Origin of the sequence: Tractidigestivibacter scatoligenes (genome assembly GCF_001494635.1) — a bacterium.
GTDB lineage: Bacteria > Actinomycetota > Coriobacteriia > Coriobacteriales > Atopobiaceae > Tractidigestivibacter > Tractidigestivibacter scatoligenes.
Window position 1 is genome coordinate 615,153 of sequence record NZ_LOJF01000001.1, and the last position, 19,917, is coordinate 635,069.

Annotated in this window: 16 protein-coding genes; 14 read left to right on the forward strand and 2 right to left on the reverse strand. The window is 64.6% G+C overall.

Annotation, left to right across the window (positions count from 1 at the left end; all coding sequences use genetic code 11):
- Positions 1–219: 219 nt before the first annotated feature.
- The 4 genes from pheS (at position 220) to AUL39_RS02785 (ending at position 6,749) form a co-directional block, all read left to right on the forward strand.
- Positions 220–1,287, forward strand: coding sequence for a phenylalanine--tRNA ligase subunit alpha (gene pheS, locus AUL39_RS02770; RefSeq protein ID WP_059053381.1), 1,068 nt, complete (start codon positions 220–222; stop codon positions 1,285–1,287).
- 103 nt (positions 1,288–1,390) lie between these two features.
- Entirely contained in the window at positions 1,391–3,853 is a 2,463-nt protein-coding gene (pheT, locus tag AUL39_RS02775) for a phenylalanine--tRNA ligase subunit beta (protein WP_059053383.1), read from the forward strand.
- Between the two features lie 33 nt (positions 3,854–3,886).
- Positions 3,887–4,564, forward strand: a complete 678-nt coding sequence (locus AUL39_RS02780; protein WP_070807535.1) for a hypothetical protein — start codon at positions 3,887–3,889, stop codon at positions 4,562–4,564.
- A 778-nt stretch (positions 4,565–5,342) separates the two neighbouring features.
- Positions 5,343–6,749, forward strand: coding sequence for an alpha-amylase family glycosyl hydrolase (locus AUL39_RS02785; RefSeq protein WP_235810729.1), 1,407 nt, complete (start codon positions 5,343–5,345; stop codon positions 6,747–6,749).
- A gap of 336 nt (positions 6,750–7,085) precedes the next feature.
- Here AUL39_RS02785 and pyk read toward each other — a convergent pair whose 3' ends face one another.
- Both pyk and AUL39_RS02795 read right to left on the reverse strand, forming a co-directional pair.
- A complete protein-coding gene (pyk, locus tag AUL39_RS02790; protein WP_059053389.1) occupies positions 7,086–8,540 on the reverse strand; it encodes a pyruvate kinase in 1,455 nt (484 codons plus the stop codon).
- A 43-nt stretch (positions 8,541–8,583) separates the two neighbouring features.
- Entirely contained in the window at positions 8,584–9,612 is a 1,029-nt protein-coding gene (locus AUL39_RS02795; protein WP_059053391.1) for a 2-hydroxyacid dehydrogenase, read from the reverse strand.
- Between the two features lie 309 nt (positions 9,613–9,921).
- On the opposite strand from AUL39_RS02795, the gene AUL39_RS02800 reads away from it, so the two are divergent.
- The 10 genes from AUL39_RS02800 to AUL39_RS11415 all read left to right on the forward strand — a co-directional run bounded on the left by AUL39_RS02800 (position 9,922) and on the right by AUL39_RS11415 (position 19,917).
- Entirely contained in the window at positions 9,922–12,600 is a 2,679-nt protein-coding gene (locus tag AUL39_RS02800; protein ID WP_059053394.1) for a cation-translocating P-type ATPase, read from the forward strand.
- A 6-nt stretch (positions 12,601–12,606) separates the two neighbouring features.
- Positions 12,607–13,806, forward strand: a complete 1,200-nt coding sequence (gene rsgA / locus AUL39_RS02805) for a ribosome small subunit-dependent GTPase A (RefSeq protein ID WP_059053395.1) — start codon at positions 12,607–12,609, stop codon at positions 13,804–13,806.
- 358 nt (positions 13,807–14,164) lie between these two features.
- Entirely contained in the window at positions 14,165–14,860 is a 696-nt protein-coding gene (locus AUL39_RS02810; protein ID WP_059053397.1) for an SAF domain-containing protein, read from the forward strand.
- Positions 14,860–16,122, forward strand: coding sequence for a P-loop NTPase (locus tag AUL39_RS02815; RefSeq protein ID WP_059053400.1), 1,263 nt, complete (start codon positions 14,860–14,862; stop codon positions 16,120–16,122). The genes AUL39_RS02810 and AUL39_RS02815 overlap by 1 nt, the downstream gene beginning before the upstream one ends.
- On the forward strand, positions 16,123–17,448 hold the full coding sequence (locus AUL39_RS02820; RefSeq protein ID WP_059053401.1) for a CpaF family protein: 1,326 nt from the start codon (positions 16,123–16,125) through the stop codon (positions 17,446–17,448).
- Positions 17,427–18,368 (forward strand): type II secretion system F family protein, encoded by a 942-nt coding sequence (locus tag AUL39_RS02825; protein ID WP_059053404.1) that lies wholly within the window; start codon positions 17,427–17,429, stop codon positions 18,366–18,368. The genes AUL39_RS02820 and AUL39_RS02825 overlap by 22 nt, the downstream gene beginning before the upstream one ends.
- Entirely contained in the window at positions 18,368–19,021 is a 654-nt protein-coding gene (locus AUL39_RS02830) for a type II secretion system F family protein (RefSeq protein ID WP_059053406.1), read from the forward strand. The genes AUL39_RS02825 and AUL39_RS02830 overlap by 1 nt, the downstream gene beginning before the upstream one ends.
- A 43-nt stretch (positions 19,022–19,064) precedes the next feature.
- Positions 19,065–19,247: a Flp family type IVb pilin gene (locus AUL39_RS02835; RefSeq protein WP_032111403.1), complete on the forward strand. Its 183-nt coding sequence runs from the start codon at positions 19,065–19,067 to the stop codon at positions 19,245–19,247.
- Positions 19,244–19,726 (forward strand): hypothetical protein, encoded by a 483-nt coding sequence (locus AUL39_RS02840; protein WP_153001540.1) that lies wholly within the window; start codon positions 19,244–19,246, stop codon positions 19,724–19,726. The genes AUL39_RS02835 and AUL39_RS02840 overlap by 4 nt, the downstream gene beginning before the upstream one ends.
- Before the next feature lie 44 nt (positions 19,727–19,770).
- Entirely contained in the window at positions 19,771–19,917 is a 147-nt protein-coding gene (locus tag AUL39_RS11415) for a hypothetical protein (protein WP_235810730.1), read from the forward strand.

Sequence of the window (19,917 nt, forward strand, 5' to 3'; positions counted from 1 at the left end):
CAAGGTTGACGTCCAGAGTTCACTCCACCAGCCGCAACCTCAAAGCGGGCCGCACGGCCAGCGAGTAGGGAAGCCGTAGGCCCCACGGCACGGGGCGCAACGAGTGGGCGCGCGCGAGAGAAAACGCGCACGTCAATCAAGGTGGTACCGCGGAGACATCCGTCCTTGGGCAGCGTTGGCCCGGGACGGTTTTTTATTGGCTTTGGAAAGGATTGCACTATGGCGATGTCCGATGACCTCAAGTCCATTGAGGCGCAGGTAGAGGAGGGACTTAAGCGCGCTGAGACCATGGAGGCCCTGGAGGCGCTGCGCGTCTCCATGCTCGGCCGCAAGGGCAGGCTCACGGCCCTTATGCACACGATGGGCCAGGTCCCGCCCGAGGAGCGCCGCGCCATGGGGCAGATGGCCAACACCGTGCGCGCCAAGGTAGAGGCCGGTATCACCGCTCGCCGCGAGGAGCTGGCAAACGAGCTCCTGGAGCGCCGCATGGCCGCCGACGCCGTTGACGTCACGCTTCCCGGCCGCACGCTCTCGCCGGGCACGCAGCACCTCATCAACCAGATTCGCGAGGAAATCGAGGACATCTTCTGCGGACTAGGCTACACCGTCGAGGATGGCCCCTACGTCGAGACCACCTACTACAACTTCACCGCGCTCAACGCCCCGGAGGACCACCCCAGCCGCTCCGCGCGCGACACCTTCTACGTGGTGGACAACGCCCCCGAGGGCAAGGAGACCCACGTCCAGGGCGAGTCCGACATCCTGCTGCGCACCCAGACCTCGGGCGTCCAGGTGCACACCATGGAGACCCACGAGCCTCCCATCTACATGATCTGCCCCGGCACCGTCTTTCGTCCGGATACCGCCGACGCTAACCACCTGCCGCAGTTCACGCAGGTAGAGGGCCTTGTCGTTGACGAGGGCATCACCTTTGGCGACCTCAAGGGCACGCTCGACTACTTCACTCGCGAGATCTTTGGCAAGGACCGCGCCACCCGCTACCGCCCGCACTTCTTCCCGTTCACCGAGCCCAGCTGCGAGGTCGACGTCTCCTGCGGCGTGTGCCACGGCAAGGGCTGCCGCTTCTGCAAGAACACCGGCTGGCTCGAGATTCTGGGCTGCGGCATGGTTGACCCCAACGTCTTCCGCTACTGCGGCATCGACCCTGAGAAGTACACTGGCTTCGCCTTTGGCATCGGCGTCGAGCGCGTGGCCGCGCTCCGCTACGACCTGCCCGACCTGCGCATGCTCATGACCGGCGACATGCGCTTCCTGAACCAGTTCTAGGCCGGACCAGGGCAGCGAGGAACGCCCGGGCGAGAAGCCCGCGGCAGGACGAGAAGAACCAGGGCGGCCGCACCAAGCCCGCCCAGAAGGGATTGCAGATACCATGCGCGTTTCGTATGAGTGGCTCAAGGACATGGTGGACGTGCCCGAAGACCCCAAGGACCTGGTCAACGAGTACATCCGCACCGGCACCGAGGTCGAGGGCGTCGAGCGCGTTGGCGCCGACCTCGACCACGTCTACACTGCCCAGGTGGTGAGCAAGAAGCCGCACCCAGACTCCGACCACATGTGGCTCTGCCAGGTCTCCGTTGGCGACAAGAACGTCGACGAGAACGGCAACCCCGTGCCGCTCCAGATCGTGTGCGGTGCCCAGAACTTTAACGAGGGCGACCACATTGTGACCGCGATGATCGGGGCAGTGCTCCCCGGCGACGTGAAGATCAAGAAGTCAAAGCTCCGCGGCGTGGAGTCGTTCGGCATGAACTGCTCCGAGCGCGAGCTTGGCCTGGGCAACGACCATGACGGCATCATCATCCTGCCGCCCGATGCACCCGTGGGCATGCTCTACACGGACTACCTGGGCAGCTCCGATACCGTGATCGACTGCGAGATCACCCCCAACCGCCCCGACTGCCTCTCCATGGTGGGCATGGCAGTGGAGACCTCCGCGGTTCTCGACGAGGGCACCCACATCACGCTTCCCTCAATCAAGGAGGAGAAGGGCCCAGACGCCCACGACCTGGTGGACGTGCAGATTGACGACGCGGAGTTCTGCCCGCGCTACACCGCCCGCGTGGTGCGCAACGTGAAGATTGGCCCCAGCCCCGAGTGGCTCGCGCGTCGCGTGATCGCTGCCGGCTCCAGGCCCATCAACAACGTGGTAGACGTCACCAACTACGTGATGTACCTCACCGGCCAGCCGCTCCACGCCTTCGACCTGGGCAAGCTCCAGAAGCGCGAGGATGGCAAGCGCCACGTGGTGGTGCGGGCTGCGCGCGACGGCGAGCTTCTCACCACGCTCGACGAGAAGGAGCGCACGCTCACGCCCGACATGTGCGTCATCACTGACGGCGGCGAGACGCCCATCGCCCTTGCCGGCGTCATGGGCGGCCTCAACTCCGAGATTGACGAGACCACGACCGACGTCCTGCTCGAGAGCGCGACATTCTCGGCCGGCCACATCTCCCGCACGAGCCGCAACCTTGACCTCATGAGCGAGGCCTCCATCCGCTACGAGCGCCAGGTTGACGGCGCCGGCTGCGCGGACGTCTCCAACATCGCCGCGGCGCTCTTTGAGGAGTGCTGCTCGGCCGAGGTCTGCCCGGGCATCGTGGACGTCTATCCCGGTCCCGTGCCCGCGCCCGTGATCACCATGCGCCCCGCCCGCGTGCGTGCGCTCGCCGGTGCGGACATCCCGGACGACTTCATGGCCGCGCGCCTCAAGCGCCTCGGATGCAAGGTCGAGCCTGCCGAGAACGGCGCCTATACGGTGACCGCGCCCACCAACCGACCCGACCTCACGCGCGAGGTCGACCTCATCGAGGAGGTCGTGCGCCTGTGGGGAGAGGGCGACATCACGCCCACGCTTCCCGCTGCGCGCAACCACGCCGGTGGCCTGACCGTTGACCAGCAGCGCATTCGCAAGATTGGCCGCACGTTGCGCGCCTGTGGCCTCTCAGAGACCACCACGTACTGCTTTGCCGACGCCAACGACCTCTCCAAGCTTGGTATGAGCGAGGAAGGCCGCGGCATCCCCGTCAAGATCATCAACCCGCTCGTGGCCGACCAGGCCGAGATGCGCCGCTCGATCCTGCCCGGGCTTCTCCGCTCGGTGGCGTACAACCTCGACCACGGCGTGGATGCGGTGGCGCTCTACGAGATTGGCCGCGTCTTCTTTGGCCACGAGAACAAGAGCCAGCCCGACGAGCCCAGCTTTGTGTGCGGCGTGCTCTCCGGCCACCGCGATGACGAGTGGTGCCAGAAGTTTGAGGACTACGACTTCTTTGACGCCAAGGGCGTGGTGGAGCAGCTCCTCTCAGCGCTTCGCGTGACCAAGGTGCGCTTCAAGGCGGCAGACCCCCAGACCTACGGCTGGCTTCAGCCCGGCCGCGCGGCCGAGGTCTACGGCAACAAGGGCGAGCTCATGGGCTGGGTTGGCAACGTCCACCCCAAGGCGCTCAAGGCATTTGGCGTCGACGCCCCCGTGGTCGCCTTCGAGCTCTCGGTGGAGTCGCTCCTGCGCCTTGCGCACCGCGAGCTGCCCTACGTCGACGTGCCCACGCTCCCCGGTGTGTCCGTTGACCTGGCCATCGTTGTCGACGAGTCCGTTACCTGCGAGCAGCTCGAGCAGCGCATCAAGAGTGCCGGCGGCAAGCTCCTCTCGGACGTGCGCCTCTTTGACGTCTACCGTGATCCCGTGCGCGTTGGCATGGGCAAGAAGTCGATGGCCTTCTCGCTCACCTATCGCTCTGCCGACCACACGCTGACCTCCGAGGAGGTGGACCGCGCCCACAAGAAGCTCGTGGACAAGGTCTGCCGCGCAACCGGCGGAGAGGTCCGCGGCTAGCGGGCTGTCCGCGCGCCGCAAGGACGCACGCACGTGCCTAGCTGGAACATACATACCGCCCACGTCGAACGGCTCCTTCGCGAGGAGGGGGCCGCTCGGCTGGGCGTGCGCGACGTGAACGCCTTCCTGTTTGGCAACTTTCTGCCCGACATCTATGTGGGCTACATGGTGCCGGTGCCCGTCGCGCGCCTGCGCGACTACCGCGAGACGCACTTTGCCGACGGCGGTGCCATTCCTTCGCCAAACTACCAGGCGTTCTGGGATCGCTTTGTTGTGGGTTGCGACGCGGAGACCGCGGGCTCCTCCCTGCATGACCTGGTGCTGGGCGCGTGGGCGCACCTTGTGTGCGACTCTGTGTACAACACGCGCACGCGGGCGTATATCGCCTCTATTGGCGTGAAGGCTGGCGACGTCACCCGCAAGCGCAAGCAGCGCGACTTTGCGCTCTTTGGTAGAACCTTTGATATCTCGCTGCGTCCGCGAGTGACGCCCGAGATCATTGCCGCCTGTGCTGCGTACCCGCAGTACCCCGTGATCGAGGCGGACGTGCGCGAGGCCGTTGCCGTGGCGGGGCGCATTGTGGACGAGAACCACGAAGGTCTCATTCGAAGCGTCCCCGCCTACGACCTGCTCACGCCGGAGTTCTTCTCGGCGGCGTCTGAGGAGGCCAATGCGACGATAGTGGCGGGACTTCTCGGACAGGTCTCGTAACTGGGCTTCTACTTGCCCCTCTGCCTGCGGCGTTACGTGTTACGTTGCCAATCTTGCACCCGTTGTTACCCGCGGTTCACCGTTCCGCAACCCGTGGAGACCACCATGGGAGAGGAACGGCTGGGTCCCCCCCGAACACTCGGCCGTCTCTCCCGTCCCTCGGTCTTCGAGGGACCCCTTCCCGGTGGCCGCGGCCCTAGACCGCGGCCATTCGCATGAGACAAAGGGAGTTTCCCTTTGTCTCATCTGCATCGGTGGCCGGTTAGCCAAGGCGTTCCTCAGGATTCTCCGAGGCCTTTTCCGTGGCCTTCTCTTCGGGTTTCTCCGAGGTTCCCTCAAGGCTCTCTCCAAGGCCCCTCAGTTATTGAACGTTATTTCTCGCCAGAATCACATTTGGTCAGTTGAACGTGAAGAATAGCCGGAAAAACGCGCAATAATCTCGGCTCAATCCAGATTTCGGCTGGATGCCGACGTTGACTGGATACAGTTCTCGGCTGGATGCCGACCTTGGCTGGATGCCGCAACAAGGGATTTGCAACCAGCCCTTGGTCCAACTTCGACCAACAGAGAAACCTGCGGCTTAATTGCAGTGCCGACGAGAGCTGCAAGCCATCTACCTGCGGTTCTTCTCGGGAGCTTCCACGCGAGACTGCTATTAAGTTGCAGGTTTGCAGAAGGAAGGGGGCGAGAAACCTCTGAGGTCAAGCAGCCCTGGCGGCTACGCACTTCTCGCACACCCCGTACAAATCCGTTCACGTTTGCACAACGTTTATCGCGTATGGTTGAGTGGCTGGCATGGCGCCCCCTGGACGCCGTCCGCACGGGCGTCTCGCCCACGACGAGAGGAGCAACGATGAGCTGGTACGAGCCATCCTTTGTCTATCAGGTCTATCCGCTGGGACTGTGCGGTGCACCGCACGAGAACGACGGTGTCACGGTCCCGCGCCTGCGCAAGCTCGTTGACGACGGCTGGATCGATCACATGAAGCGCCTTGGGGCAACCTGCCTCATGCTCAACCCCGTTTTCCAGAGCCTTTCGCACGGCTATGACACCACGGACTACACGACCGTCGACTGCCGCCTGGGCACCAACGACGACCTGCGCTTTGTTGTGGACGCTTGCCACAAGGCGGGCATCCGCGTGCTTCTCGACGGCGTCTTTAACCACGTGGGTCGTGAGTTCTTTGCCTTCCGCGACGTGCGCGAGAAGGGCCAGCAGAGTCGCTACGCCGGCTGGTTCAACATTGACTGGAACGGCAACAGCGAGTTCAACGACGGCTTTGGCTACGAGACCTGGGCGAGTGTCTCCACGCTCGTGAAGCTCAACCACGGAAACTTCGAGCTCAACGACTACCTGGCCGACGTCATTCGCGGCTGGGTGCGCGACTTTGACATCGACGGCCTGCGCCTGGACGTGGCCTACTGCCTTGACCGTGGCTACCTGGGCTACCTGCGCCAGATTGCCGATGGCATCTCGCAGGAGCGTGGCGAGAAGTTCGTGCTGGTTGGCGAGACCATGTTTGGCGACTACAACCAGTGGATGGGCGACGGCCTATGCGACTCGGTGACGAACTACGAGGCCTACAAGGGCCTCTGGTCGAGCTTCAACAGCGCGAATATGCACGAAGTGGCCTATGCGCTTGAGCGCCAGAGCGGCTCCAAGCCCTGGGACCTTTACACGGGTAAGCACCTGCTGGACTTTCTCGACAACCACGACGTGCCGCGCATTGCGACCAGGCTGGACGACAAGCGCCAGCTCAAGCCGCTCTACGGGCTGCTGTTTGCCATGTGCGGCGTGCCCTGCGTCTACTACGGCAGTGAGTGGGGCATCGAGGGCGAGCAGCACTACGGCGACTACGAGCTGCGCCCCGCACTCGATGCGCCGGAATGGAATGACCTCACGGACTGGGTGGCCGCACTGGCACATGCGCGCGAGAAGAGCGACGCCATCGTGTGGGGCGACTACCACGAGCTGCAGTGCCAGCCGCAGCAGCTTGTCTTCCAGCGCTGCCATGGGGACGAGCGGGTCATTGTGGCGATAAACGCGTCGGCCGAGCCTGCCGTGGCGCACTTCGATGCGGGATGCGGCCGCGCCGTGGACCTCATCACCGGCGAGCCGCACGACTTTGGCGGCGGCTCCGAGCTGGCGCCCTTCTCGGCGTACTGGTGGCTCTGCGAGCGATAGCGGACTGGCGGCGGCCGGATGCGGTCGCGCTTGTCGGCGACTTGCCTCCCCTGACAGAAATTGCGCCTCGGGCGAGAAAAAGAGGCCGAGCAGCGGCTTTGTACGGGATTTCGTACGAGACGTGCCCTCCGGCGCCGTTTTGACGCCGGAGGGCCCATTATCGCGGCAATTGCGTACGGAAGCCCCCCTCGGGCGCCGTTTTCTCGCCGATAGGCGCATTCTCGCAGCGCGCCGGCACTGCGCGTCCCGCGGCTCTTGTCCTTCTCGCCAAAGAAAACCGCCCCGGGCGAGAAACCCGAGGCGGTTTGCGTAATGCGACAAAACCTAGCGTAAACCCTACTGGATCTGCGCCACCATGGCCATGTTGGTGCTGGTGGTGTAGTCGCCCTGGCGCGGGGAGGTCTGCGGATCGCCAGCGGTGATGACCACAATGTCACCGGGGTCAACGACCTTGTTCGCCTTGGCAACGTTGAGGGCGTTGTAGAGCGTGTTGGAAAGCGAGCCCTGCTCCGTGGTCTTGAACGCGTAGACACCCCAGTAGAAGCAGGTGCGGCGAATGGCCTCCTCGCTCGGGCTCATGGCGTACAGAGGGATGCGGGGACGGAAGTTGGAGACGATGCGCGCGGTGCGGCCGGAGTGCGTGGGGCACAGGATGCACTTGGCGTCAACGCGGTCGGCCATCTCGACGGCCGCAAAGCCGGTGGCGCCGTTCACGTTGCGCACACCGCCGCGGTCGTGGTAGACCTTGCGCTCCTCGAGGTAGCGCTCGGTCTCCTTGGCGACCTCTGCCATGGTGCGCACGGCAGCCACGGGGTACTTGCCGGCAGCGGTCTCGCCGGAGAGCATGACGCAGTCGGTGCCGTCATAGATGGCGTTGGCAACGTCGGCGACCTCGGCGCGCGTGGGGCGCGGGTTGCGAATCATCGAGTCGAGCATCTGCGTTGCGGTGATGACCGGCTTGTATGCGTTGTTGCACTTGCGGATGATGGTCTTCTGGATGTGGGGCACCTCAGCCGCAGGCACCTCGACGCCCAGGTCGCCGCGGGCGACCATGATGCCGTCGGAGGCCTCGAGAATCTCGTCGAAGTTCTTGACGCCAAGGGCGCTCTCGATCTTGGGGAAGATCTGGACGTGCGGTGCGCCCATCTCGACGCAGATGTCACGAATCTGCTTGACGGCGGCACCGTCGCGGATGAAGGATGCAGCGATGGCGTCGATGCCCAGCTCGCAGCCAAACATGATGTCCGCACGGTCCTGGTCGGTGACGGAGGGCAGGCCAATGTTCACGTTGGGAACGTTGACGCCCTTCTTCTCGCCAATCTCGCCGCCGTTGGTGACCACACAGTGGATGTCGGAGCCCTCCACGTGGTCGACCTCAAGGCCGACAAGGCCGTCGTCGATGAGGAGGATGGAGCCCTTCTCGACCTCGTTGGGGAGGTTGAGGTAGTCGAGGGAGATGTGACCGGCGTTGCCGTGGAAGTCCTCGCTGGTGGGCTGGGCGGTAACCACGATGGCGTCGCCAGTGTTGACGGTGACCTTCTTGCCATCCTCGAGAAGACCGGTGCGAACCTCGGGGCCCTTGGTGTCGAGCATGATTGCCACGGGGATGCTGAGCTCGGCCGAGATGCGGCGGACGCGCTCGATCATCTGACGGTGGTAGTCGTGGCTGCCATGGGAGAAGTTGAAGCGGGCGACGTTCATGCCGTTCTCGATGAGGGAGCGAAGAACGTCATCGCTCTCGGTGGCGGGGCCCATGGTGCACACGATCTTGGTCTTCTTGCTAAATGCCATATTTCTCCTTTTGCCTGTCCTCTTTGGTGCGATGTCTCTATGGCTAGCAGACAACGCTCCTGGGCACGAAGTCCGTGCCGTGAGCGAATGCCTGCGCGTTGTCGAGCGTCACGCGGGCAATCTCGCCAAGGGCCTCCTTGGTGAAGAACGCCTGGTGAGAAGTCATGACCACGTTGGGGAAGGAGCAGAAGCGCGCAGTGATGGAGCTGCCGAGAATCTCGTCCTCGCGGTCCTGGTAGACGTTGGCGTTCTCCTCCTCGTAGACGTCGAGGCCTGCGGCGCCAATCTTGCCGGCGCGGATTCCGCGGATGAGCGCGTTGGAGTCGACCAGAGCGCCACGGGCGGTGTTCACAAAGATGACGCCATCCTTCATCTTGGAGATGGAATCGTCGTTGATCATGTGGTAGCTCTCCTCGTTGAGGAAGGCGTGCAGCGAGATGAGGTCGGCGCGGGCGTAGAGCGAGTCGTAGTCGACCTTGCCATCCTTGATGTCGACGTACTCGTCAACAACGTGCTCCTCGTCGATGAGCTTCTGGTTGGGGTAGAGGTCGGCACCAATGACGTACATGCCAAAGCCCTTGCAGATGCGGCAGAGGGCGGCGCCAATGCGGCCGGTGCCGATGATGCCGGCGGTCTTGCCGTGCAGGGTCACGCCAACAAGGCCGGTGAGGTCGAAGTTGTTCTCGCGGACGCGGATGTAGCCCTTGTGGATGCGGCGGTTGGCGCAGAGGGCAAGGCCCATGGCGTGCTCGGCGATGGCCTCAGGCGAGTAGGCGGGGACGCGGGTGACCTTCATGCCAAGGTCCTTGGCGACCTCGACGTTCACGGCGTCAAAGCCGGCGCAGCGCATGAGGACGAGCTTCACGCCAAAGCCGGAGAGGATCTCGAGGGTCATGGCGCCGCAGTCCGCGTTCACGAAGGCGCAGACCGCATCATACCCGCGGGCAAGGGGTGCGGTCATGGGGGTGAGGTTGGTCTCGGTGAAGTCGATCTTGACGTCCGGGTAGTCCTTGAGCTCCTTGGTGAAAGAATCCTTGTCATAGCTGGCGGTTCCGTAGAACAGAATCTTCATCGTTGCCCTTTCCTCGAGACCCTGTGGAATCAATCTCGCACGCGGTTACGTGCTGACTTAGCGAAAGTTTACCGCATGGGGCAAGCGCCGTGGGGCATACGTCGATAAGTCCTTACGAATGCGATACGAGAGGGGGCTTCACCACCAAATTGCACCTTCATCCAATAAAGACTGACGCGCGTTTCATCGGGTAGAATGATGCGGTATCAACCATGCGTCCAGCATGGCAGCCTTGGTGAGCCCTTGCCCCTCCTGGGGAATTATGATCGGGCATCAATCTGCTGGGCGCCCGTGACCCCAGGAGGAGAATTGAAGGAGTACCTGCAGGAGTCTGCGCAAGTCATCAAGGATGTTGCGTCAGATGACACCTACGGCCTTGCCGCAGATGAGGCGGCTGCACGCCTCGAGAAGAACGGTCCCAACAAGCTCAAGGAAGCCAAGAAGGACCCGCTCTGGAAGCGCTTTTTTGCCCAGATGGCAGACCCGATGATCATCATGCTTATCGTGGCCGCGGTCATCTCGGCCCTTACGAGTATGGCTCAGGGCGAGGCGGACTTCGCCGACGTGATCATCATCTGCTTCGTGGTTGTGGTGAACGCGGTTCTCGGCGTGGTGCAGGAGTCCAAGGCCGAGGAGGCCCTGGCCGCGCTCCAGGAGATGTCTGCCGCACAGAGCAAGGTCGTGCGCGACGGTAAGGTGGTTACCGTGCCGTCTTCCGAGCTTGTCGTTGGCGACCTCGTGATTCTTGAGGCTGGCGACTCCGTCCCTGCGGACTGCCGCATCATCGAGAGCGCGTCCATGAAGATCGAAGAGGCCGCCCTCACGGGCGAGTCCGTGCCGGTCAACAAGATTGCCACGGTTCTCGACGTGCTCGACGAGGGCAAGGACGTTCCTCTCGGCGACCGTAAGAATATGTGCTACATGGGCTCCACCGTGGTATACGGCCGTGGCCGCGCCGTGGTTGTTGCCACGGGCATGGACACCGAGATGGGCAAGATCGCCGACGCCCTCACACGTGCCGAGGACGAGGAGACGCCGCTCCAGAAGAAGCTGGACGAGCTCTCCAAGATTCTCTCCATCATCTGCATCGTGATCTGCGCCCTGGTCTTTGTGGTCACCTGGCTCAAGCATGGCATGGGCTTCTTTGACAACATGACGCTCGTGCTCAACACCTTCATGGTCGCTGTGTCGCTTGCCGTTGCCGCCATCCCCGAGGGCCTGGCCGCCGTCGTGACCATCGTGCTTTCCATCGGCGTCACCAAGATGAGCCAGCACAACGCCATCATCCGCAAGCTCTCCGCCGTCGAGACCCTTGGCTGCACGCAGGTCATCTGCTCGGACAAGACGGGCACCCTCACGCAGAACAAGATGACCGTCGTGCGCCACTTCACCGAGGACCAGGATCGCCTCGTTCGCTGCATGGCGCTATGCTCCGACGCCAAGTGGGACTCTGCGCACGAGACCGCCGTGGGCGAGCCCACCGAGGCTGCGCTCGTGGCTGATGCCGCCAAGCTCGGCTTCACCTCGGGTGACCTCGACTCCGCCAACCCCCGCGTGGGCGAGGCACCCTTCGACTCCGGTCGCAAGATGATGTCCGTGGTCAACAAGGCGCCTGACGGCAACTACATCCAGCACACCAAGGGCGGCCCCGACGTCATTCTCGCCCGCTGCACCATGGTCCACACTGCCAACGGCGACGTGCCCATGACCGACGAGTGGCGTCAGCGCATCATGGAGGCCAACAAGGCCATGGCTGACGACGCACTTCGCGTGATGGCCGCCGCCCGCGTGAACTACGGCAAGACGGCCCCCACGGACTTCTCGCCCGAGGCGCTTGAGCACGACATGACCTTCCTGGGTCTGTGCGGCATGATCGACCCGGTTCGTCCCGAGGTCAAGCAGGCCGTGGCCGAGGCGCACTCCGCCGGCATGCGTGTTGTCATGATCACCGGCGACCACATCGACACCGCCGTGGCCATCGCCAAGGAGCTGGGTATCATTGTTGACCGCTCGCAGGCTATCACCGGCGCAGAGCTTGACCGCATGTCCGATGAGGAGTTCGCGAAGAACATCTCCAAGTACGGCGTGTACGCCCGCGTTCAGCCCGAGCACAAGACCCGCATCGTCGACACCTGGAAGAAGCTCGGCAAGGTTGTTGCCATGACCGGCGACGGCGTGAACGACGCCCCATCCATCAAGCGCGCCGACATTGGCGTGGGCATGGGCATCACCGGCACCGACGTCACCAAGAACGTGGCCGACATGGTGCTTGCCGACGACAACTTCGCGACCATCATCAACGCCTGCGAAGAGGGCCGTCGCATCTACGACAACATCAGGAAGTCCATCGCCTTCCTGCTCTCGTCCAACCTCGCCGAGGTCATCGCGGTCTTCGTGGCGTCGCTCATTGGCTTTACGATTCTTGAGCCTACGCACCTCCTGTGGCTCAACCTCATCACAGACTGCTTCCCCGCGCTTGCCATGGCCATGGAGGAGGCCGAGCCGGGCATCATGAAGCGCGAGCCCCGCAACGCCGACGACGGCATCTTTGCCAACGGCATGGGCCTCGACTGCCTGATCCAGGGTGCCTTCATTGGCACGCTGACGCTCATCTCGTACTTCATTGGCCTCAACATCGAGGGCGTGCCCCTGTCGTCCGTGCTGTCTGGTGCCGACAAGGGCCTCGACGGCATGACCATGGCCTTCCTCACGCTCTCGATGGTCGAGATGTTCCACTCGTTCAATATGCGCAGCCGTCGTCAGTCCGTCTTCAAGCTGCCCACTCAGAACAAGTGGCTGTGGTTCGCGTTCGCGGGCTCGCTCGTCCTCACCTTTGTGGTCATCGAGACCCCGCTCGCCCAGGCATTCGACTTCGCCGAGATCAACGCGTTCGAGTACGGCATCGCTATGCTGCTCGCCGCAGCTATCATCCCGCTGGTGGAGATCTACAAGGCCATCATGCGTGCGGTCGAGAAGGGCAGGAACTAGTCGTTCATGGGCAAGCGCGCACCAAAGAAGAGTTCCCAGAAGGGTTCGCGCAAGCGTAGTGTCTCGAGTGCCGGCAGGTCCCAGCAGGGCCTGCCGGCCCTTTCTTCTCTCGCGGACCTGCCTCGCTTTTCCGAGCTCACGCCATCCGAGCGCCAGCGGAGCACCTTTGGCGAGGCGGCAGCGCAGGCCGCGCGGGCTCTGGGCTGCAGCGTGGACGAGATGGCGCTTGGCTGCGTGGTGCGGCTGGACCGCGGCTTTCCTGCCGTGGTGACGGCAGATGCGCTCTTCCGCGCGGAGTTCTCGGCGCACCTCACCAAGGGTGGGGACTCGCGCGTGGCCGTAGGCGACTGGGTTCTGGCGCGCGTGCCCGCGGGCCACGACATGGGCCTTATCCTTCAGATCCTGCCGCGCGAGAGCGACATTGCCCGCTGGCGGGGAGGCTCGCGCGGCGAGAGGCAGACCCTTGCCGCAAACGTGAGCGTGGTGCTCGTTGTCCAGCAGCTGGGAGCGGCGCCCATCTCGTGCGAGAGAATCGCGCGCTCTGCCGTGATTGCGCGCGACTGTGGCGCGCGGGTCGCCGTTGTTCTCACCAAGGCGGACCGCGCCCCCAGCGCGGTGCTGGCAGAGGACGTTGCCGCCGTTCGTGACGTCCTAGGCGAGGAGTGCGGGCTGGTCATGACCTCCTCGGCGGATGGCGTGGAGGCCGAGCGTGCCGAGAAGGACGCGGGCGCCCTGGGAGTTGCCTGGGGTCCCGCCGCCGTGCGCTCGCTTGCGCCCGCAGGTACCGTTGCCATTGTGCTGGGGGAGTCCGGCGCGGGCAAGTCAACGCTGCTCAACGCCCTATTGGGACATGACGTGCTCAAGACCGGCGCCGTGCGCGGGTCCGATGACGCGGGCCGGCACACGACGGTGGCGCGCCGCATGGTCTCTGTGCCGGGCGGTGGCGTGATCGTGGATGAGCCGGGGCTGAGGAGCCTTCCCATCGTGGGTCACGAGCGTGGCCTTGCGGCTGTGTTTCCCGAGGTGGCGGATGCCGCGCGTGGGTGTCGCTTCTGTGACTGCACGCACACGCACGAGCCGGGATGCCAGGTGCGCGAGCTTCTCTCCGAGGGGCGCATCTCTCAACGTCGCTACGACGCGTACGTGGCGCTGGCCGCCGAGATGCGCGAGAGCGCGCGGACACTCGACCCGGATATCGTGCTTTAGCTGGGCGGCTGTACGCGGCGGGCGCCGCGTGACGCAGCGTGCATGCGCAGAACAGCGAATATTTGATATGGACTCTGTCGCGGTGCGCACACAATTCCTACACATTTAAATATATGCCATCTGAGCTGCGCAAATGCGGCTGCGGGGCCGTGCTGGGCGCGGTTCTGGCATGCCCAGGCAATAACAGCAAATCGCGATTTCTCATAGCAAAAATCCCGCGATAACAACAAAATGTGACAGCTTCCTGCAAGAGAGATGCCCGTTCCTGGCAGCTCTTTCTTGGAAGGATGGCGATTCGGGGCTTCTCCCACCGGACAATTTTCTCAGCCAGGAACGGAGGTTGGGAAAGGGGGAGCCCATGTCACGCCGCTTCAAGATCGTGCTCTCTGGGGCGTTTGCGCTGCTTGCCGTTGTGCTGTGCCTGGCATATGGCGAGAGCGTGCGTGCGGAGGAGGAGGCGCGTCGCCAGGAGACGCTCACGCGCTACGGCGGCGAGGTGGTGAGCCTGGTTGTTGCCACATCCCAGTTGGAGGAGGGGCAGGTCATCTCGGCGGGTGACGTTGCCAAGCGAGACTGGGTCTCTGACCTGGTGCCAGAAGGTGCCATTACGAACCTGGACGATGCCATTGGCAAGAAGATCACGGTTGCCGCTGCCTCTGGGACACCGCTCACCCAGCTCAACTTTAGGGAGACGGGCGCCGCTGTCGAGGTGCCGTCAGGAAAGATTGCCGTCTCTGTTCCCATGGCAGACAAGCTTGGCGTGGGCGAGGGTGTAGTAGCGGGTGACCGGCTCGTTGCCTACCGCGTGGCAGATGGCGCAGCAACGGTGCTTGCCAAGGAGGCAACGGTGCTCTCGATGCCCGAGGGGTCGCGCACGCTTGCATCGGGATCACAGGTCATGACCGTTGCGCTTGCTCCGACGGACGTTTCGAGCGTCCTGGCGGCGTCGACCGAGGGGAGCCTTCGGTTTGGCCTTCCCGCAAGCGACGTCGAGGGCGCTGAGGTGGGCGTGCCCGCCGCGCCAACCAAGGTTGACCAGGAGGTGGGCGAGTGATGGGACATGCGTGGAGCGTGCTGTGCCCAAAGGAGGAGCGCGCCGGGATGGTCGAGGCGCTCAGGACGATAGACGGCCTGGCAGAGTGCGAGTTTGCCCAGGATGCCAGCGAACTGCGGGAACGCATGGCAGAGTGCGCCAGCGGCGAGCGGTCCGCCCTTATCGGCCTCTCCAAAAGCGGTGTCTCGGACGTCAACCTTGCGGCCGCCATTGCGTCCGACGGCCATGCCGAGAAGGTCGTGCTTGCGCTGAGGTCACCCTCTGGGTCGCTGAGGTCTCGCGCTGCGAGGGCGGGCATCGACCTTGTCGTTGACCTGGACGGCGTGTCCCCTGCGCCGTCTGCGGAGATGGACGCCGCGCCGGTTCCGGAGCCCCTGCAGAACAGCGATGGGGGTCGCACCTCGGCTGCTCCGGGGCCGGCGCTGGCGCCCGAGGGGGCCCGCGCGCCCATTCTTACGTTCTGCTCGGGAAGAGGCGGCGTTGGCAAGACGTCCGTCGTGGCGTGCGCTGCGGTTGCCGCAGCCTCGTGGGGCATGCGAGTAGAGGTGGTTGACCTGGACCTCTCCTGTGGGAACCTCTACGCGATGGTTGGCCTTGCGCGCGGGACGGACCTCTCGCGCCTCTCGGCGGAAGACCTGGGGGACGCAGAGCACCTGGGGAGGCTTGGTGCTCCGTGCGGCGAGCGCATCCGCGTGTGGGGGCCATGCGAGCGTCCGGAAACCTCCGAGCTTGTCTCGGGGATTGTGTCTGTACTGCTTGGCACCCTTGCGCTTGATGCCGATCTGGTGCTTGTCGATACGTCTCCCACATTCTCTGAGGCGGTGGCGCTTGCCGTTCGCCAGAGCGACCGCGTGGTTCTCGTACATGACAGCCGGCCCGGATCACTGGCAGCGCTTGCCCGCACGAGCGGACTTGCCGTGCGGCTGGGCGTTGCGCGCACGCGCATTGCCCGGTTGGAGAACCGCGTGGACGTGCGGGACAGGACAGACCCGGCGCTGGGCAGGGCAGAGGTGGGGCTCGAGGCTGCGCGTGCGTTCACGGCGCTCGATGGCGGGGACGAGGTTTCTGACTACCTGGGATATGGAGATGCGGCAGGCCTATTGGAGGTTGGCTCGCCGTTTGCGGAGTCTGTTGCCGCCTGCCTGGCGCAGCTCCTCCAGGAGCTTGGGTCGCTCCCAGAGGCCGAGCCTGCACAGCGCGCTGCCCAGGGGCTTGCCCCGCGGCGCAGGGGCCTTTTCCGGCGCAGGAGGGAGGCGGTCTAGGTGTCTGTACTCGAGATGGTCCGCGAGGAGGAAGCGCGGAGAGGGACTGCCACAACGGAGGGACGCGACCTTCGCCAGCAGCGGCTGAGCCTCAAGAACGCCCTGGTGGAGCGGTTGGGGCTTGCGACCATTGCCTCGATGCTCTCTGCGGGCGATGCCACCCAGGCGCGCTCGGCACTTGCCGTGACGTGCAACGCAATCATAAACACTGGGGGCTACGAGGGCCTTTCGCGCGAGGACGTGGCGCGTCTCGTGCGCCAGGTGACGGACGAGATTTGCGGTCTTGGCCCCATCCAGCCACTTCTCGAGGACGAGGATGTCTCTGAGATTATGATCAACGGCTGCGATGCGCTCTTCTATGAGCGTGGGGGCGAGGTCTTCTCGGCACCAGCGGTGTTTGACTCACCCGAGCAGATCATGATCGTGATCGACCGAATTCTGGCACCCCTTGGGCGAAGGCTCGACAGGAGCTGCCCCATTGTGAACGCGCGCCTTGCCAACGGCGACCGCGTGAACGCCGTGGCGGACCCGGTTGCCATAGGCGGGCCGGTGGTCACCATCAGGCGATTCTCCAACCGCATCACGTCGCTGGGCACGCTGGTCGAGCTGGGCTCGCTGCCTGAATGGTACGCGCAGCTGCTGCGCTGGGCTGTGAGGACGCGAAAGGGGATAGCAGTAGCCGGAGGCACCGGGTCGGGCAAGACCACGCTCCTCAACGCGCTCTCGTGCGAGATTGACCCCGGCGAAAGGATTGTGACCATAGAGGACTCCGCCGAGCTGCGCTTTGATGCGCATCCGGACGTGGTGAGCCTTGAGGCAAGGGGCGCCTCGATTGAGGGGTCCGGCGAGGTCACGATTCGCGACCTGGTCAAGAACTCGCTGCGCATGCGGCCGGACCGCATTGTGGTGGGGGAGGTTCGCGGCGAGGAGTGCATCGACATGCTGGCCGCAATGACGACCGGACACGACGGCTCGATGACCACGCTGCACGCGGGCACCGCCGAGGAGGCCGTGCTTCGCCTGGTGCTCATGGCGCGCTTTGGGATGGACCTGCCCGCCGACATCATCGAGGAGCAGATTGCCTCGGCGCTCGACCTCATCGTGATGTCGCGGCGTGCGCCGGATGGGTCGCGCTACATCACTACGACGCATGAGGTTGGGTGGTCGAGAGGGGCAAAGTCGGTGGACCTCGTCGAGTGCGTATCGTTTGACGTGGCAGAGCGCTCCTGGAAGCTCGTCCGCGAGCCGGCGTTTGTGGCACAGGCGGTGTGCGACGGGATTCTCGACGAAGGCGAGGTGGAGCGATGGAGGTCTTCCTTCCGCTGATGGCTGCCGCCTGCGCGTTTTCGGCCGTGCGGATACTCATCGCAAGCGGCGAGCGTGGCGCCAAGACCATGGCGTCTCGAACGCTCCGTGCATGCGAGCGCTGGGCAGGTAGACGTCTCGAGTCCCTGGGGCGCAGTGGCATGGTGGCTGCGCTTCTCGAGGGTGAGGACTGGAGACAGGCGTCGGACGCCCTTGCCGCGCTTCCCCATGAGGGCAGGCCGGGCTTGAGAAGGGAGTCCGCGTGCGCTGCGCTGCTGGTCGCTGGGGTGGGGATTGCCTGCGTGGGAGGCCTGCTCTTCCTCTCGCTCGTCTCGGCGTTCGTTCTTGCCTGTCTGGAGAGGATTGCCCTATCTGCATGGCGCTCTTCGCGTGACCGGCGTCGTGTGCACGATATTTCGCAGGAGATGCCTGGCGTGTTCCGGACGCTCTCCGTGGCGCTTGGCGCTGGCCAGACACTGGCCCAGGCTATCGAGTACGTGGGGTCGCACGGCCACGGGCCGGTCTCTGCGGGCTTTGCATCTGCCTCGCTGGGGCTTCGCTGTGGCGTATCGACAGAGGACGCGCTTGAGTCGCTCTCACGCACTCTCGACGCGCCAGGGATGGGACTTCTCACCACGGCGCTCGTGATCTCGCATCGCACGGGAAGCCCGCTGCGTGACCTGCTCGCGCGGTCTGCCGCGCTCGTCGAGCGGCAGGGAGAGTTCGAGCGCGAGCTTGAGGTGAAGACGGCTCAGGTGCGTCTCTCTGCCCGTATCGTGTGCAGCCTGCCGTTTCTCATGGTGGCGCTTCTCGCCGTCATCTCGCCCGACTTTCAGCGGGGTCTGCTCTCGCCCGTTGGGCTTGGCTCCGTTGCCGTGGCCGCCGCGCTCGACTCGTTTGCGGTCCTTGTCATCAGGCGCCTCATGAGGGCGGTGCTCTGATGGCCGGTATCGCACTCATTGCGGCAAGCGCGTCCAGCGCGGTCCTGGCGGGGCTGCTGGTGGTGAGCGGGACTGGTGGCCACGTCCAGGGCGCGGCATTGGGCGCGGGGCTCGAACGTTGCTTTGCCAGCGCGCGAGAGGCGATCCGGGGCATCCCCGCCGTACGCCAGGCGAGGGAGCGAGAACGTCTTGCGCGAAGGAGGTCTGCCTGCCTGCGCGAGATGCCCACGCTGATTGACGTCCTCACGCTGGGGCTCTCCGCGGGCCTCTCGTTTGATGCGTCGCTCTCGCTCTACTGTGACCGCTATCAGACGGAGCTCTCGCAGGCGTTCTCGGAGGCCATGCTCAGCTGGAGGATGGGCGTCACAAGCAGGGAGGAGGCACTCGAAGCGATGGCCTGCGAGCTGGGGGTTGACGCGTTGGCGCGCTTTGCCACGGTCGTGGGGGAGTCGCTCGACTTTGGCTCGCCGCTCGCATCTGCGCTGGAGGTGCAGGCGAAGGCCATCCGCGACGAGCAGCGGGCGCAGGTGGAGGAGGAGATCGAGAAGGCGCCGGTCAAGATGCTCGTCCCCTTGGGCGTCCTGGTTGTGCCTGCCATGCTTCTCGCGATTCTGGGGCCGCTGCTTGCCTCGGCGGCCTCGTTTGGAAGGTAGACGGCGGTGCGAGGGAAAGGAGCGTCACATGACATGGGAAAGCATGGGTCGAGAGGTTCGCAGGGTGGCCGTAGGCACCCTCCGCGACAATCGTGGGCAGGGCACCACGGAGTACGCGATTCTCGTTGGGGTTCTGGTGGTGATTGCCATCGTGGCCATCCTGGCATTCCGCGAGCGGGTCTCGCAGCTGTGGAGCGCCATAGCGAACGGCATCAACTCGCTGTGAGAAAAAGACGCGCTGTCCTTGTCGCTGCGGTGGTTGCCTGCGCGCTTGCAGCGGGCGTGGTGGTGCTTTCCGGCCGCGGGCAGACGGGCGGACCGTCGCCTGCGACTGGAACGGGTGCAACTGGCGAGGAGCGCTTGGACACAAGCCCTGGCGAGGCGATTGGGGGCGAGCTCGTCTCCTTATCCGGGGATGCCGCCGCGAGCGAGGCGGATATCGGATTGGCCGCTGCTGCCAATGGGGTGCAAGAGGCGGCAACCGAGCTCGTGTGTCAGTACGAGCAGCGAGGCGACTGTGTGCTCGTGAGGTCTGGGTACCTCGACCTCTCGGGCCGGGTCTGGAGCATGGTTGTGGAGGGATCGGGATGGGTCGACGTGTGCATAGTCCAAAGTGCAGACGGCGGGACGAGCGAGACCAAGGTCATGCACATGGACGCCGCAGAGTGGGGGGAGTCCCTGGGCGAGCTTGGCCTTGGTGGCTAGCCGGGGACTCTGGGCAGTCCACGCTTGAGTACGCGCTGGTGCTGGTGGCGTTTCTCTCCATGGTCGCTGCCCTGGGGCTGGCGTGGCATGCGGCGCGTGACGGGACCCTCGTGCGCATGGCAACGAATGCGGCAACGCATCAGGCCTCTGGCGGGACGCTTGCCTGGCTCCAGGATCTTCTGGGGTTCTGA

What these genes read in the sequence shown, in the direction of transcription:
- rsgA (WP_059053395.1), top strand. Translation starts at nt 12,607, where the DNA reads ATGGGCAAGCGCGCACCAAAGAAGAGTTCCCAGAAGGGTTCGCGCAAG.
- AUL39_RS02785 (WP_235810729.1), top strand. Translation starts at nt 5,343, where the DNA reads ATGGTTGAGTGGCTGGCATGGCGCCCCCTGGACGCCGTCCGCACGGGC.
- pheT (WP_059053383.1), top strand. Translation starts at nt 1,391, where the DNA reads ATGCGCGTTTCGTATGAGTGGCTCAAGGACATGGTGGACGTGCCCGAA.
- AUL39_RS02795 (WP_059053391.1), bottom strand. Translation starts at nt 9,612, where the DNA reads ATGAAGATTCTGTTCTACGGAACCGCCAGCTATGACAAGGATTCTTTC.
- AUL39_RS02810 (WP_059053397.1), top strand. Translation starts at nt 14,165, where the DNA reads ATGTCACGCCGCTTCAAGATCGTGCTCTCTGGGGCGTTTGCGCTGCTT.
- AUL39_RS02830 (WP_059053406.1), top strand. Translation starts at nt 18,368, where the DNA reads ATGGCCGGTATCGCACTCATTGCGGCAAGCGCGTCCAGCGCGGTCCTG.
- AUL39_RS02825 (WP_059053404.1), top strand. Translation starts at nt 17,427, where the DNA reads ATGGAGGTCTTCCTTCCGCTGATGGCTGCCGCCTGCGCGTTTTCGGCC.
- AUL39_RS02815 (WP_059053400.1), top strand. Translation starts at nt 14,860, where the DNA reads ATGGGACATGCGTGGAGCGTGCTGTGCCCAAAGGAGGAGCGCGCCGGG.
- AUL39_RS02835 (WP_032111403.1), top strand. Translation starts at nt 19,065, where the DNA reads ATGGGTCGAGAGGTTCGCAGGGTGGCCGTAGGCACCCTCCGCGACAAT.
- pheS (WP_059053381.1), top strand. Translation starts at nt 220, where the DNA reads ATGGCGATGTCCGATGACCTCAAGTCCATTGAGGCGCAGGTAGAGGAG.
- pyk (WP_059053389.1), bottom strand. Translation starts at nt 8,540, where the DNA reads ATGGCATTTAGCAAGAAGACCAAGATCGTGTGCACCATGGGCCCCGCC.